This window comes from Paenibacillus sp. SYP-B3998 (genome assembly GCF_010820665.1).
GTDB lineage: Bacteria > Bacillota > Bacilli > Paenibacillales > NBRC-103111 > Paenibacillus_E.
On sequence record NZ_JAAIKC010000001.1, the window covers coordinates 225,091 to 239,526 of the forward strand.

At 42.9% G+C, this 14,436-nt stretch carries 14 protein-coding genes; 11 read left to right on the top strand and 3 right to left on the bottom strand.

The genetic code is table 11. The features are described from left to right. Positions 1 to 223 precede the first annotated feature (223 nt). Positions 224 to 1,669, top strand: coding sequence for a DUF5050 domain-containing protein (locus GK047_RS01005; RefSeq protein ID WP_163940243.1), 1,446 nt, complete (start codon positions 224 to 226; stop codon positions 1,667 to 1,669). A 115-nt stretch (positions 1,670 to 1,784) separates the two neighbouring features. On the opposite strand, the gene GK047_RS01010 is transcribed toward GK047_RS01005, so the two are convergent. After that, positions 1,785 to 2,213, bottom strand: coding sequence for a MarR family winged helix-turn-helix transcriptional regulator (locus GK047_RS01010; RefSeq protein WP_163940245.1), 429 nt, complete (start codon positions 2,211 to 2,213; stop codon positions 1,785 to 1,787). 295 nt (positions 2,214 to 2,508) lie between these two features. On the opposite strand from GK047_RS01010, the gene GK047_RS01015 reads away from it, so the two are divergent. From GK047_RS01015 to GK047_RS01045, 7 genes are all read left to right on the top strand, one after another. Further along, a complete protein-coding gene (locus tag GK047_RS01015; RefSeq protein WP_163940247.1) occupies positions 2,509 to 3,168 on the top strand; it encodes an HlyD family efflux transporter periplasmic adaptor subunit in 660 nt (219 codons plus the stop codon). A gap of 20 nt (positions 3,169 to 3,188) precedes the next feature. Then, the gene (locus GK047_RS01020; RefSeq protein WP_163940249.1) at positions 3,189 to 4,505 is read left to right on the top strand and encodes an efflux RND transporter periplasmic adaptor subunit; all 1,317 of its coding nucleotides are present in this window, start codon (positions 3,189 to 3,191) and stop codon (positions 4,503 to 4,505) included. An 11-nt stretch (positions 4,506 to 4,516) separates the two neighbouring features. Next, positions 4,517 to 6,082 (top strand): DHA2 family efflux MFS transporter permease subunit, encoded by a 1,566-nt coding sequence (locus GK047_RS01025; RefSeq protein WP_163940251.1) that lies wholly within the window; start codon positions 4,517 to 4,519, stop codon positions 6,080 to 6,082. Between the two features lie 67 nt (positions 6,083 to 6,149). After that, positions 6,150 to 8,486: an S-layer homology domain-containing protein gene (locus GK047_RS01030; protein WP_163940253.1), complete on the top strand. Its 2,337-nt coding sequence runs from the start codon at positions 6,150 to 6,152 to the stop codon at positions 8,484 to 8,486. 173 nt (positions 8,487 to 8,659) lie between these two features. Then, on the top strand, positions 8,660 to 9,109 hold the full coding sequence (locus GK047_RS01035; RefSeq protein ID WP_163940255.1) for a MarR family winged helix-turn-helix transcriptional regulator: 450 nt from the start codon (positions 8,660 to 8,662) through the stop codon (positions 9,107 to 9,109). Beyond that, complete coding sequence (locus GK047_RS01040; RefSeq protein ID WP_163940257.1) at positions 9,106 to 10,377, top strand: MFS transporter; 1,272 nt, start codon at positions 9,106 to 9,108, stop codon at positions 10,375 to 10,377. The genes GK047_RS01035 and GK047_RS01040 overlap by 4 nt, the downstream gene beginning before the upstream one ends. Before the next feature lie 192 nt (positions 10,378 to 10,569). Further along, complete coding sequence (locus tag GK047_RS01045; RefSeq protein ID WP_163940259.1) at positions 10,570 to 10,968, top strand: hypothetical protein; 399 nt, start codon at positions 10,570 to 10,572, stop codon at positions 10,966 to 10,968. 40 nt (positions 10,969 to 11,008) lie between these two features. Here GK047_RS01045 and GK047_RS01050 read toward each other — a convergent pair whose 3' ends face one another. Continuing rightward, positions 11,009 to 11,371 (bottom strand): hypothetical protein, encoded by a 363-nt coding sequence (locus tag GK047_RS01050; RefSeq protein WP_163940261.1) that lies wholly within the window; start codon positions 11,369 to 11,371, stop codon positions 11,009 to 11,011. Positions 11,372 to 11,748: 377 nt separating this feature from the next. Between GK047_RS01050 and GK047_RS01055 the strand changes: the two genes are divergently transcribed. Beyond that, positions 11,749 to 12,492, top strand: a complete 744-nt coding sequence (locus tag GK047_RS01055) for an MBL fold metallo-hydrolase (protein ID WP_163940264.1) — start codon at positions 11,749 to 11,751, stop codon at positions 12,490 to 12,492. Positions 12,493 to 12,538: 46 nt separating this feature from the next. After that, positions 12,539 to 13,042: a YcxB family protein gene (locus tag GK047_RS01060; RefSeq protein ID WP_163940266.1), complete on the top strand. Its 504-nt coding sequence runs from the start codon at positions 12,539 to 12,541 to the stop codon at positions 13,040 to 13,042. Between the two features lie 93 nt (positions 13,043 to 13,135). Here the strand turns inward: GK047_RS01060 and GK047_RS01065 are convergent, their stop codons facing one another. Further along, the gene (locus GK047_RS01065) at positions 13,136 to 13,414 is read right to left on the bottom strand and encodes a hypothetical protein (protein WP_163940268.1); all 279 of its coding nucleotides are present in this window, start codon (positions 13,412 to 13,414) and stop codon (positions 13,136 to 13,138) included. A gap of 601 nt (positions 13,415 to 14,015) precedes the next feature. Between GK047_RS01065 and GK047_RS01070 the strand changes: the two genes are divergently transcribed. Further along, positions 14,016 to 14,435, top strand: coding sequence for a hypothetical protein (locus tag GK047_RS01070; protein ID WP_163940270.1), 420 nt, complete (start codon positions 14,016 to 14,018; stop codon positions 14,433 to 14,435). Position 14,436 lies beyond the last annotated feature (1 nt).

Genomic DNA, 14,436 nt, shown 5'->3' on the forward strand with positions numbered 1-14,436 from the left:
GGAGTCGAAGAAGGTGAACTCAAGGACAACCCAATTTCTCTTTTACGTATCCTGAAGATTTAAATATGGATGATCGCATAAGGCAGAAGGGAGATTCTTGTCCTTTTTTGAAACGACAAGGTAAAATTTTAACAATTGATAGAAAAACATTTTGACATCGGTTACGTCTAATTTTGCGAATACATCTTATGTGGTTTTCCAATTTAATCCTAAGGAGATTGTTATGTTAAATAAATTCATACCATACATATTCATGATTGCTCTGTTTTTTGTAGGCACAAGTCACAGTGCTTATGCGTCTAATAGTGATAAGATGGTAGTATCAATGCCCGATTTTATGATATCAGTCAATGATTCAGTCATCGATAATATACACAGCAAGTACCCGTTATTCCTCTATCAAGGAATCACCTATTTTCCGATGACCTGGCATAATGCGGCGGCGTTAGGACTTCAAGTAAGCTGGGATCAAGTTCATGGATTAAATGTATCCAAGCTTCAATCCTGTCAACCTCTACAACAGGAATTAAAGCCTATAGTAAACGTGAATTCGGAGAATCAAGCAACATTGGTAACGTTCCCTGTTACGGTGAACGGAAAGGGGATCGATAATGAAAATGAATCTTATCCAGTGCTCTTGCTTCAAGATATTGTTTACTTCCCTATGACGTGGGCATTTACGAATGATGAATTTAGCTGGCATACCACATGGGATCAAACCGACGGTTATCAGATAGCTGCTTGTGGCGCGCATGAGCTTGCAATCGAGCAGGCGAAGAGGGAACAGTTTGCTGCGAGAAATCTATTAAATGGAGGAAAACTCGCGGCCAGTGAAGAGTGGATTTTCACAAATTCGTCTGACAAAAGCTCCTCTCTTGCTAAATGGTCGAAGGATGGGACTCAAACATTCAAGCTGTCAGACGATGATGCTAGGTCAATAAATGCAATTGGAGAGTGGTTGTACTATACGGTGCAAGCCGATTTATTGCCTAATGGTCAATATGATTATTCAGGGATTTATAAAATTCGTCAGGATGGAACAGAAAGAACAAAGATTTCCTCCGTTAAGGCTTCCCATATAAGGGTAAAACAAAATTGGATTTATTATCTGGATGCAAACGATATGGGCATCAACCGGATGAAGCTCGATGGATCTTACACCGAAAATGTGATGCCAGATAAAGGGGTATATGATTTTATTATCTACAATAATGAAATTTATTATTTTCAAACTGGCACAACGTCAGTTCTTTATCGAATCGATATAAACGGCGCTGGCAAACATAAGATTGATGAAAACGTCTCAAGCAGTATTATTATTGTAGATGGTTGGATTTATTATATAAAGTGGGATAACCAGTTTTATAATCTCTATAAACAAAGTATAGACCAGTCTACCTCAATTCTGTTATATAGCGTAGATCCGATGAAGGACAATGGTCCACTTAGTTCTCTTCAGTATCGTAATGGATGGATCTACTTTCTACACGGAAAGATCAGTTTGAGTGGGCATGTCAATATCGAAAAGATTCGCATGGACGGAACCAAGCCTATGATTGTGTCCAATATCGGCTATGCATCAGAATTATATGACGTTGATCCTTTCTTTTATTTATGGAAATTTGGTCCTTACAGTACCGAAAAATATATATGGCGAGTCACCGAATGAACGGAGCGAGAAAAACGTAAGAGCTAGGAAAAAGCGCAGTCAGTAACCTATTTGTTAGGTTGCGGCTGCGCTTTTTTGCAAGCAAGTACATGCACAGTTACGCTCTATCTCACCATTATTTGATACAGATCGTAGAATTAAACTTTTTCAGCAGTTGTCCGAAGCTTTCGCACTCTTCCTCAGACCAATCCTTGAGTAATTCGGTGATTCGCGCTAATCGGGCCTGTTTGTACGCGATTAATTCCTCTGTCCCTAGTTCTGTTATTTGAAAGGAATAGGCTCTCCCATCCAATGGATCAGGTATTTTGTACAGGTATTCTTTTTGTTCCAATGCGGCAGCTTGTCTGCTGACCGTAGATATATCCAAATGGAATTCATCTGCTAAAGCTTTGACGCCAGATGAACCATAAACAGAGATTTGATGCAGTAAAAGATAGGCGGACCGATCCAGATTGGCAATTTTCTTGTCAGATGCGATGGAGGTGATCCGGCGAATTAATAATGCCATTTCAAGCTCAATGCATGCGAGCGAATGATGTTCCATTTCTTTACCACCTCACTACGATAGGGAAACTTTTAAAGAAATCCAATCGCGATGTACATTATAATGCTTGAAATAAAAAGAGTATTGACATCACTCATTATAGTTGTATAATGCAATAATATAGTTTCATGATACAACTTGTTGGAGGGGGAGTCAATTCAAATCAGGCTTTACCTATAAACTCAACTTAATTTGCTAGGTAGATAGAGTGAAAGCATGAGTCTTATTAAACAGGATTCAGCAACCTATCGACTTGATTATGAGACAAAAAGGAAAAGAAGGTAGAGGAGAAAATATGAAGCGTAAAGCAATGTTGTATGTCATATTGACAGCTTTGGTAGTCGTCGGCGGGGGAATCGGCGGTTATTTTTGGTATGAAGGTCATAATTTCGTCTCAACCGATGATTCAAGGTTAGCCGGAGATATCTACAAAGTAATGCCGCGCATTACCGGTAAAGTCACTTCCCTGCAGGTTAGCGAAGGGGAGCATGTGCTTGCAGACCAGATTGTCGGCCAGCAGGATACTAACAATTTGCCTACAAGCAGCCTGGATCAAGCTGTGCTGCGATCGCCGATTGAAGGTACCGTTATTCGCACACTGGTCAAAGCAGGGGAAGTTTCCTCGCCAGGTCAGACCGTAGCAATGGTCGTGGATACGAAGAAATTGTACGTATCGGCCAATATCGAGGAAACGATGATTACCAAGATTCAGGAAGGCCAACAAGTGGAAATCCACTTGGACAATTTCCCAGGCAAAGTGCTAACAGGCAAAGTGAAAGAGATCAGTAAAGCCACTGCATCGACTTTTTCGCTGCTACCTTCAACGAATACCAGTGGTAATTTTACTAAAGTGACGCAACGGATTCCGATCAAAATCGCGATCGACGATAACCAAGGGTTGGATTTGTCACCCGGCATAAGCACTACGATTAAAATTCATTTAAAGGGCAACTAGAAAAGAGGAGTTAGTCAACGATGAAAAAACTTAATAACTTAATCGTTCCCGCGGTTCTTATGCTTGCGGTAGTCAGTGTACTCCCGGGCTGCGGCGCAACAGTTTCAGGACAATCAGATCGTATGGCGGTTTCCGTCCAAACAATTAAGCTTGGTCAACCCGTAACCGCCGGCTTGAGCGGGAAAATCATACCCGATCAGGATATCAAAATTGTATCCAAGGTAGCAGGTAAAGTTAGCGTTGTGAACGTGCAGGAAGGCAGTAAAGTAAAAAAAGGCGATGTGCTCGTCCAACTGGAGACGGATGATTTGGCGAAGCAGGTCAAACAAGCGGAATCCTCTGTTCTTGCTGCTCAAGCAAAGCTGGCTGATACGCAAGCAGGTGCCCGTGTACAGGAGATTAGGGGACTGGAAAGCACAGTAAATGCGGCTCAGGGGGCTTACGGACAAGCAACGGCAGCGGTGGAGCAAGCGAAAGCGGGGTTAGACCTATCTACAAGCGCTTATAATCGCTTACGCAATATGTATGACAGCAGCTCCGGTGTTACGCAGGAAGATCTGGATAAAGGGACGTTTGATTATGAGAAAGCAAAGGCTGGCTATGCTCAGGCACAAGCTGCACAAAAAGCAGCGGCAGCGCAAGTGCAGGGAGCAGAAGCTAAGCTTGAGCAGGCCAAGGCCGGACCGACGGATAATACGATCAAAGCGCTGCAGGCGGATGTTGATCGTTTGCATGCAGGCTTGGAACTTGCGAACAGCGGAATCAATAATGCGATGATCACCGCTCCGATTGATGGTGTTATCGTGAAGAAAAGTATTTCCACAGGCGAGATGGCTCAGCCAGGTGTCCAGCTCCTTTCTTTGGTCAGTATGGATCAGGTCCAAGTGGAGCTTAGTGTGGCTGACAGTCAAATTTCACAGGTAAAGGTTGGTATGCCGGTAGATGTGAACGTACAGAATGTACCGAATAAAAGTCTACAAGGGGAGATTGCTTTCGTCAGTCCTGTTTCTAACCTGAACAGCAGTACGTTCCCTGTTAAAGTGAAAGTTGACAATAAAGAAGGATTGCTTTTTGCCGGTATGGTGGCAGAAGTCAAATTGGACGCTGCCGAGCAAAGCCGTCTAGAAGTGCCAAAGAGCGCGATGATTAAAAAAGACCAGAAAGATTATGTATTCACGGCAGATAATAATACGGCACACCTCGTTGAAGTGAAAACGGAGGAGAAAAACCAGGATTGGCTGTATGTACGGTCAAACGATAAGCTTAAAGCCAATCAACAAATTGTTGTGAATCCAACAGACAAGATCGTTGAAGGCACGAAGATAAAAGCCGAATAGGAGGTGCAGTTATGGCCGATGCATCGGCAGATCATCAACAACAAGCAGAAGGCAACGGCAAGATGTGGTTTTCACTGATTGCTATTGTTATGGGTACCTTTGTCGCTGTTTTGAACAGCAGCTTAATGAACGTGGCCATGAACAAATTCGTAGCTGTATTCGGATCGGATATCAATACGATGCAGTGGATCATAACGGGATATACGCTGGCATCGGCGATGGTCATTCCAATGAGCGGGTTTCTAGGCGCGAAATTCGGTAACAAGAACATATTTATATACTCGGTCGCCGGTTTTACGTTATTTTCAGTTGTTTGCGGTTTGGCATGGAGCGCAAGTACGATGATTCTCTTTCGGATCATTCAAGGGTTCGCTGGCGGATTCATCATGCCGATCGGGATGTCGATTATTTATACGACGTTTCCTCGGGAGAAGACGGGGACGGCGATAGGCCTTTGGGGTGTTGCAGCCATGGTAGCGCCTGCTCTAGGGCCAACCTTCGGCGGTTATTTAATTCAAAATTTCAGTTGGCGGCTTCTGTTTTTCATCAATGTGCCAATTGGGATTCTTGCCGTTATTTTAGGTAAGATTTTGTTAAAGGATTCACCGAGAAAAGAAGGCTTGAAATTCGATACGGCGGGCGCGATATTGTCCATGCTTTTCTTTGGCAGCTTGCTGCTGGCCTTAAGTAAAGGGCAGCAGCAGGGCTGGACGTCCTTATTTATTATTAGTTTGCTGTTTATCTCTGTGTTTAGTTTACTATTGCTGATTTGGGTAGAGCTCGGTGTGAAGCAGCCCGTGCTGGACTTGAAGTTGTTTAAAAATCTTAAATTTACCATTAGTGTCATCGCGGGCAGTTTGGTTATGATGGGGATGATGGGGGGGACGTTCCTAACCCCCTTGTATCTTCAAAATATTCAAGGACTTTCTGCGATGCAGACGGGTCTTCTTATGATGCCCCAATCTATTGCGATGGCACTCATGATGCCGATTAGCGGAAAGCTAGCCGATAGATTCGGAATTGTTCCCTTATGTATTACAGGTCTAGCCATATTAGGGGTAATGACTCTGGAAATGCACCATTTGACGACAGATACGCCAAATCATTGGCTTAATGTGCTGTTAACCATCCGTGGTATTGGGATTGGGCTTTGCATGATGCCGTTAACCTCGGCGGGCATGAGCGCGGTGACTCCGCAGCAGGTCGGCAACGCCTCGCCGCTTTCTAACGTTTGCCGTCAGGTCGCAGGTTCCCTTGGGATTGCTATGTTTACAGCGCTTATGAGTAACCGCCAGCTCTTACATTATCAGCATATTTCGGATAGTGTGCCTGTGGATGCCATTACAGCGAATGACACGATAACCATGCTCTCCGGAGCGATTTACGCATGGTCGATTGATAGGGGAACTGCCTCGGGAACCGCAGCAGCCTATCTAGCAGGTTTCATGCAGAAAGAAGCGCTGGTACGCTCGATTGCCGATACTTTTTTCATCTCCGCGATCCCGGCTTTTGTTTGTATTCCTTTCGTCCTTTTCTTTATTAAAAGAAAAAAGGCCTCAGTTGAAGTCAAAGAATAGAGTCATGCACGAACAATGCTGGCTGGCATAGGTCTTAAATTGATTTATTTTTAGGAGGAGTAAGAACATGAAGAAAAGTTTAGCAGTTATGATGAGCGCAACAATGGCTCTTACCGTATTTTCATCGGTGGCTTTAGGAGCCAATGGACCGAAGTCTTCCGCTGATTTCAGCGATTTAACGAATCTAGATGCCGGAACGAAGGCCAAATTCGATAACATGATTTCCGCGGGTATTTTCGATGGGGTCAGTGAGCGGATTTTTGGCTTGAATGATAAAATGAACCGCGCCCAATTCGCTAAAGTAGCCGCTTTGATTTTCGGATTGAAAGTGAATGCTTCTCAGCGCGTTTCCAGCTTCACCGATGTGAGTGCGACAGACCCGGCTAACGGTTACGCTTTACCTTATATCGAAGCCCTTAAAGCAGCCAACCTTACGGATGGCTATGGTCAAGATACGTATAACCCGGCGGGCGAAGTAACCAAAGAACAACTGGCGGCGTTCCTGATTCGCGGATTGAATAAAGAAGCTGATGCTAAAGCAATCGTTGGTGGAAGTGACAGCACGGTCTCTAGCTGGGCAAAAGGGTACGCGGCTTTATCCGTACGATTGAATCTGCTGGGGAATCAGGCGGACGGTACGTTTGGGGGGATGTCAGCGGCAACTCGCAATTTGCTCGTGACTTCCTCTTATGAAGCCAAGCAGCAATATGTACCTGGAAACCGAGGAGGAGCAGCACTTCCTGAAGAAGAAAAGATAGCCTATACGATTACGGGCGATGCTCAGGCTGAAATTAAAAGCTTACTTCAAGAAAAAACACCAGATGGCTGGAGAGTTGGGGCTGTCATCAAACTAAATAACACATCGAGTGCCACAATCCGAATTCCAGATTATGAGCTTCGCGTGAAAACGGCAGACGGTACCATCTATACGCTGCAGGCAAGCGCTAGCAATGCTCGATCGATACTTCCTCAGGGCTATGTCACCTTAAGCTATCTGGCAGACATCGATGTGAAAACGGACGTTAGCTTGACAGATCTGCTATGGATCGATGTTAATCAGAACGTATATCCGAAACAGGAAACGCTGCTTGTTGATGCTCCGATCCTATCCAAAGTATGGCGCGGTAAGGATGCTGTCATCAATGACCCGTCCTTACTTGGAGACTGGGGGGCAACCTTTTCTGTTCCGGGCGCAACTTCCGCTTTGAAGTTTTCGGCATCGAGCTTGTCTAAGCAGTTTACAGGACAATTACCGACCTATCTTGTCCAAATAAGAGTGGACAATCCGGGAAGCAATGCGGAAACCGTGCCTGACTTTACGCTGAGCGGGAAGTCTGACGGGCAATCATTTATTGGTAAACGCGTTGAAGAGGGGCCCATCAGTCTGAATGCGGGAGAGCAAAAATATATACATTTTGCAATCACAACCGATACGGATACCAAGTTGAATGCTTTTTACATTCTTACGCCTGAAAGCTTCTTAAAGCAAGGACAGACGACGCCGATTCCATACTTTACGGGACGAATCGGATTCGGACTTCCTGCGAATGCAGCCGAGGGAACTCATACAGGAACGGTTGCAAGCGACTATACCTTCGGTACGCCAATGGTATTCGAGCAATCAAATGCATTTATTAATCCGAATTTAGCGGTTTCTCTGGAAGAACTGCATGTAACGAATAATGAAGAAACCGGTAATAAAACCGGCCTGGCCAAATTCAAGCTGACAAACAAAGGGGATAAGCCTATCCCCGTTCCAGTGCTGCAAGCGGAATTGGTCGGAAAAGACGGCTATACGTATGCGGGAAGCCGTCAGACGATGGGTACGCAGGATATAGCTCCTGGATCAGGGATCGTAATTAACTATGGTTTTACCCTTCCTTCAACGGATCAAAGCGATCCATATAGGTTGAATGTACAAGGGGTACTGGGAAGCGGAGCTCAGGGCCAACCACCAGCAGCGGGGACTGCATCCTACAAATCCACAATCGCCAGTTACAATGTGAGTATTCAGAGCGACAACGATCATCATAACGTTTCCTTATATCCATTCAAATTAAACTTTAAAAGCTGGACGTTGTCGCAGCTGACCATGATGGGCACCACTGGATTTACCTATACGTATAAATTGAATTTGGATATGGACATTACCCGTAATCCTGAGGTTGAGCTTGATAGTAACAGCTCCAAGCTGAAATTCGATCTGGTTGATTCTTCGGGTCGTTCCTTAGGCTCAAGTTCTTTCCCTCTCATCGGGACTAATCGTTTAGTTAGCGGTACGCAGTTACTGAGTTTCGCTAATCTTACTCAAAATCAAATACAAAATAATGTTTCCATAAAGGTGTACGAAACGGTCAATACACCAACGGGTGAAGTGAACAGATTCATCACAGAACTGAAATAAGTCTAGGTGAAAAAAGTGGAATAATCTAATAAGAAGGTGGATCAAATGGTTAACTTTGATCTGCCTTCTTTTTATTGCGGAATAATAGTTGCACTTGCAACGGATCAAGCGTATGATAAAAATAGTAGCAAGTGCAACTAATTTTCATGCGAGTAGAGATGGGGGAGATTGCCATGATAGACGCCAAGAACTCGATACCTCGTTGGGTATCGCTTCTTTATCGCTATGGACAAATGTACATCGGTGAACACCTCAAAAATTATGAGATCGGCAGAGGTCAACATATTTTTCTTAACGCGCTCTATAAAGAAGATGGCTTGAGCCAAGAAGATTTGGCCGATTATTTGAAGATCGACAAAGGCACGACGGCGAAAGCATTAAAGAAGTTGGAAGAGCAAGGCTACATAACAAGGAATGTAAGTGAAAAAGATAAACGGTGCAACGAAGTGCATTTGACGCAGAAAGCGCTGCTGATTAAGGAAGATGTGCGTAAGGTGTTAACCGATTGGCGAGAGCGGTTGACGTACGGATTGACCGATGAGGAGAAGCAGCTCGCTCATTCTATTTTGGAGAAAATGGGCAACAACGCAGCCCGATTCGCAGAGGAGAAGGTGGAGGTATGAACATTCGTACCGCGGGATCTACGTTTGTCGATCAACATTTTCACGCGCTGACGCATCGCAATTATCGGTATTTATGGTTTGGCCAGTGTGTGTCGCTGATTGGTACTTGGATGCAAAATATTGGGCAATCCTGGCTCGTGCTTACGATTACTGGCTCGCCTTTCAAGCTCGGTGTTGTTGGAGCGTTTCAATTTCTGCCTATTCTTTGTTTTTCATTGTTTGCAGGTATTATCGTGGATAAGTTTCCAAAGAAAAACATTTTGCTCGTCACCCAAACGGTGTCAATGATTCTTGCGTTTACCTTAGCGATCCTAGTCCTAACGGATACGGTAAAATATAGCTATATCTTGGTGCTTGCGCTTCTCCTCGGGCTTAACAATACGCTCGATATGCCGACGCGGCAGGCCTTCAATATTGAAATCGTAGGCAAAGAGGATTTAATGAATGCAATCGCCTTAAATTCGGCGACCTTTAACATGGCTCGAATTTTGGGCCCTGCTATTGGTGCCCTTATGATGGCGCTGCTCGGAGCGGGCTGGTGCTTCCTTTTGAATGGCGTTAGCTTTCTTGCCGTTCTGTATGGTTTACTCCACATTAAAGCTGCGCCTTACGTCAGGAAACAACGATCCCGTGAGGGGATGATGAAAGAAATAAAAGATGGGATTGTTTATATTGCAAGAGACCCGCTGTTGGCTCAAACGGTTCTACTCGTTACGGTAATTGGGACATTGGCGTTTAACTTTAACGTCCTTATTCCGGTGTTCACCAGAAATGTGCTGCACATGGGAGAAACCACATATGGCACATTAATGTCTTGTCTGGGCATTGGCTCCTTCGCCGGTGCGCTGACGATGTCATTACGGAGTAAACAAGGACCGCGAATGAAGGTAAGCATCATCTGTAGCTTACTTGTCGCTATATGCTTGATTTTCAACGGATTAAGCAGCTCAGTGTGGATGGTCGGGGCACTGCTCGCCTTCACCGGATTTTTCAACATTATGTTTGCAACTAATAGTAATTCCGCTCTGCAGATGCATGCCAAAGACGAATATAGAGCACGGGTGATGAGCGTCTATTCACTTGTGTTTGCGGGCTCGACGCCAATCGGCAATTTGTTCGCTGGTTATGTCGCTGATCGTTATGGCGCGAACGGCGCATTCCTCAGCTGCGGCGTACTCGCTATCCTTCTCTGCGGTCTTATCATTTGGAAGTTTAGGAAAACGTCTAAGGGGAATTTGTTGGAAGAAGCGGAAAGCAGCGCAATGTAGAATAGAAGATCAAGATCTGACTGCTACGAAAACCAAAAACGCAATCTTCCATTCGTTGAAAAGTAGAATAATGCTTGAAAAGGTGGGAGTTTAGACTCATTTTTAAGTGGATATCCATAAACTGGATTGTCAACCTTCGAAGTTTCTACTACAATATGTTGTAGATTCATGTCAGAAATGGGGGAGAAGACAATGCTGGGGCTTTTCAAAAAATGGCTGCGTACGCCAAAGCAGGAACCTGCCAAATCTGTGGATTACAAGACAATGGAAGTTGATGTTGTAATCAAATGTTTCGTTTCGGATAAAGAGAAGCCGTTTCGGGTCATATTTAAAGTCGAGAAACAGGGTTCTTTTTTTAGTAAAGATATTTTCGTGGAAAATGTGGATGCCAAGACAGCTTACGAGCTCGCTCATAATTTCTCAACGCTTGGAATGAATTATGAGGAGCTGAAGAGGTATGGAAGCATCGATCATGCTGAGTACAGCTTCGCAACTTTAGAGGAAGCCAAAAAGGTGAAGGATACGACCGTTGATTACATCCGGTTTCTACTTCGCGAACATCAACAAGAAACGCTTGCCCAAATATCATAAAGAAAAGGAGCTTGCGATTACATCGCGGCTCCTTTTTTGCCTATTTATTCATTTCTTCCAGAGCGGCTTCTGTTCGGTGCTGCTGCCAAATTTCTTTCAAACGATGCTGCCGAAGCTTCGTAATCGTCGTATGTTTGGACTCAGAGCCTTTAGTTTCAAAGTAAACTTTACCGTCCTGTATGTGGATGATTTTTCTTGTATTGACGTAACAGTCAGTGTTGGCTTTAAAGAAGACGATGTCTGATGTAATTTCAAGAATTTGCTCCGACGACATTCGTTTCTTAACGTGATAATTTTTTCCGTGAAAACTGACAAGTCCTCGTTCTCCAACCCGGAAGTACATAATATCCTTTTGCAGTATAAAGTCTTCATAGGTATTTTTGAAATCGAGCGCTACATTCATTTGTTCAGCCCCCTCATTTACAATGGCAACGCTTACAAATTGAGAACGCTTTCATTTTAACATACTATGGGGCGTTGGAAAAGGGTTTTGAAGGAAAAAATAGAGGAAAACCCACTTGCTTTCACAAGGTTTTTTTCCTCTTTCGCTACCCTTTATTATTCATACGGTCAATTACATGCTGTGCAACTCAGACGCCAGCAGCACCTACTTGAGCCAAGCCACGTGTGATACCAGCCCTGTCGCCTCGTTCGTTTTAAACTAGATTAGAGGGTCTGTAAATAGTATAATAGCTATCGGAAATGAATGGAATAAGATGGGGATATGTAGAAGAATTTTCTGCTTATAGCTAGACACAGAGAGGACTCGGAGGGATTAATTTGAAAGTAACCTTTTTAGGCTGCGGAGATGGGTTTAGTGTGCTTCAAGGTCATAACAGTGCTATCCTTGCTTTTAACGGCACGAATCTTGCGATCGACTTCCCAGAATCAAACCATTATGCTCTACACCAAATGAACATGACGCTCAATCAAATCGAGCATATCTTTATTACACATCTACATGAAGATCACATGAATGGCCTTCAGAAGCTAGCGCTGTTTCATCGGGTGTACCCAGGGAGGACAAAACCTAAGCTTATCGTCCCAATTGGTCTCAAAGAGGATTTATGGCAATGCCTGCGGCATGGACTTGAGCTGACCACGCGTGGAAAGTTAACCTTCGAGGACTATTTTGATATTGAATGTGTGGACAGTGAGTTTATCGTTGAAGGAGTAAAGTTTGAGCTTGTTCGAACCCTGCATGTGCCAGACATGCTAAGTTACGGACTTGTATGTAAACCTTTTTTCTATTTCAGCGGGGATACGAGGTTTGATGAGAGCTATATTCGGCGCATTGCCGATGAGGTACAGACGATTTATTATGAATGCCACATGCAGGACGATCAGCTTCCCTCGCATACTTCTTTAGCTGAACTGCTCACGCTGCCTGAGACTATTCAGGAGAAGCTAGTTTTGATGCATTATGTAGATGATTATTTGGAGCCAAATCTGAGGGAACCGTTTCACGCGAAGATGAAGGTTCGATTGGCAGAACCTGTATGGCGAAATAGGGTATCACAGTGAAAGGGATAAGGTGCAATGAAAATCGAACAGAAAATGGGGAAAAGAAATGATAAAGATCTCAACCAATATTACAAGATCAGATTACTGGAATTACAATAAGTATGCTTATTTCAATATACCTAAACTAAGAAATAGATTTATTATTAGCAATTTATCGTTACCAGTCATAGTGATGGTTCTCCTATTATTATTTAAACTTCCATTGATTTTCTCTTTATGTTGGGGAATCTTTGGAGGAGGATTAGCGAGTTTATTTGCCTATTTACGTATGAAAAAAAGAGTTATGAGCCTTCCAGAAAGTAATGATGGAATATTAGGAGAACGTTTGATTGAAATAGATGAAACCGGAGTATATCAATCAAATTCAGTAAGCCAAAGTAGTTATAAATGGAATGGAGTTAAATCTATAGAACAAAATGAAGCATATATATTTATCTTTGTTGATACAATTATGGCTTATATTATTCCGAAGCGTTCGTTCGTAAGTGATAAGGACTGCTTGGAGTTCTATCATCAAGCTCAAATTTATTTTTCTAAGTATTTATCTTAGTGCGATGACATATTTGGTGCGCTGGTAGAGAAGAAGCTATTCTCTCGCCAGCGCATTTTGTATTTGTATAGAAAAGTGATGTGCGCCGATAGTTTAAACTTCTTGAAGAGAGAGATAAGTTACATCCCAATACGTTCCTTTATCGGCAACATCATAAAAGCGCAAATCATCAAATTCATCAGTGGAGTAATTACGTGGAATTGAATTCGTTGTTGGATAAAGTGATTTACTAAAATTAATGTGAACTTTAACTTTAATAATGCCATTAGGAGCGCTTGTAGAAGTAGTGTGGGACGTTGCTGCTTGAACGGATGATGATAGTGCCAGTGCTGCTACAATAGATGCTGCCAGTAAAATTTTTTTCATTTTCATTTGTGATTACCTCCATTTTTTTATAATGCTAATAAATTAGCCATACAATGAAACATCTCGTTATTTCTAAATATGTCATATAGCATCATTTATTACATTAAATTCTAGATGTTTGTTCATGCGTTGTTTGTTAGATTGCGCTGTCGAATCTATTCTTTTTTCAGGAATTTCACAAAATCATATACAGGTAATATTCGACAAAGGTATAATTTAACAGCATACAAGTTATGGGATTGTTGCTACTGATGCTCTTCATTTCGTTGTAAAAAGAATGGTATATAAATGTCAACATTTTTGCTAATCGTACTAGTGCTTGATATAGTTACTCTGTATGACGGGTCTCCCAATAAAATACATTCCTAATATTACCTTGTATATTTTGATTATGAAACGTTAATCCATATCTAGGATTGTGGTGAGGTTAGTATGAACATCAGGTATGAACAAACAACTTCTCTCAATATTCGTATCATCGCCGTTTTAGGAGATAAGTCTCAAGATAAGAACGTGTGTTTCTGTTATCATTTGAGTTAGCAATGTTGTGGAAAATAAATCCGATAAATGCTTCTGAATATTTACATGTAAGGTGGAGAAATCATCTGTGAAATTGTACGTAACGGTTAAAAGCTTGGGTAAACGGAAAAATGTACTGACAAGGCTTGCAATAGAGCTTCAAGTCAATCCGACAACGCTGAGGGAGCTCATTACCGAAGTTGTTCTCATGAATGTGCAGAAGCTAAACGATAAGCAACAGAATACTGCACTGATTCCATTCTTAACGAGAGCGGAGATTGAGGAGCGCGGGGAGAATGGAAAGGTAGGATTTGGTTCGGTATACAATGAACAGATTCCTGAGCTTGCCAAAGCAGTCGAGACCGCATTATTAGCTTTTGAAGATGGGCTATATAAAGTATTTATTCGCGAAGAAGGGATTAGTCACTTGGAATCACCGCTTAAACTTATGGAAGAGGATGAAATTGTATTTATCAGATTCACAATGTTAGCTGGAGGCCTATGGTGAA

Bases quoted from the DNA above. Each gene is read 5' to 3' on its own strand.
- GK047_RS01005 (WP_163940243.1), top strand. From the start codon at position 224: ATGTTAAATAAATTCATACCATACATATTCATGATTGCTCTGTTTTTT.
- GK047_RS01010 (WP_163940245.1), bottom strand. From the start codon at position 2,213: ATGGAACATCATTCGCTCGCATGCATTGAGCTTGAAATGGCATTATTA.
- GK047_RS01015 (WP_163940247.1), top strand. From the start codon at position 2,509: ATGAAGCGTAAAGCAATGTTGTATGTCATATTGACAGCTTTGGTAGTC.
- GK047_RS01020 (WP_163940249.1), top strand. From the start codon at position 3,189: ATGAAAAAACTTAATAACTTAATCGTTCCCGCGGTTCTTATGCTTGCG.
- GK047_RS01025 (WP_163940251.1), top strand. From the start codon at position 4,517: ATGGCCGATGCATCGGCAGATCATCAACAACAAGCAGAAGGCAACGGC.
- GK047_RS01030 (WP_163940253.1), top strand. From the start codon at position 6,150: ATGAAGAAAAGTTTAGCAGTTATGATGAGCGCAACAATGGCTCTTACC.
- GK047_RS01035 (WP_163940255.1), top strand. From the start codon at position 8,660: ATGATAGACGCCAAGAACTCGATACCTCGTTGGGTATCGCTTCTTTAT.
- GK047_RS01040 (WP_163940257.1), top strand. From the start codon at position 9,106: ATGAACATTCGTACCGCGGGATCTACGTTTGTCGATCAACATTTTCAC.
- GK047_RS01045 (WP_163940259.1), top strand. From the start codon at position 10,570: ATGCTGGGGCTTTTCAAAAAATGGCTGCGTACGCCAAAGCAGGAACCT.
- GK047_RS01050 (WP_163940261.1), bottom strand. From the start codon at position 11,371: ATGAATGTAGCGCTCGATTTCAAAAATACCTATGAAGACTTTATACTG.
- GK047_RS01060 (WP_163940266.1), top strand. From the start codon at position 12,539: ATGATAAAGATCTCAACCAATATTACAAGATCAGATTACTGGAATTAC.
- GK047_RS01065 (WP_163940268.1), bottom strand. From the start codon at position 13,414: ATGAAAATGAAAAAAATTTTACTGGCAGCATCTATTGTAGCAGCACTG.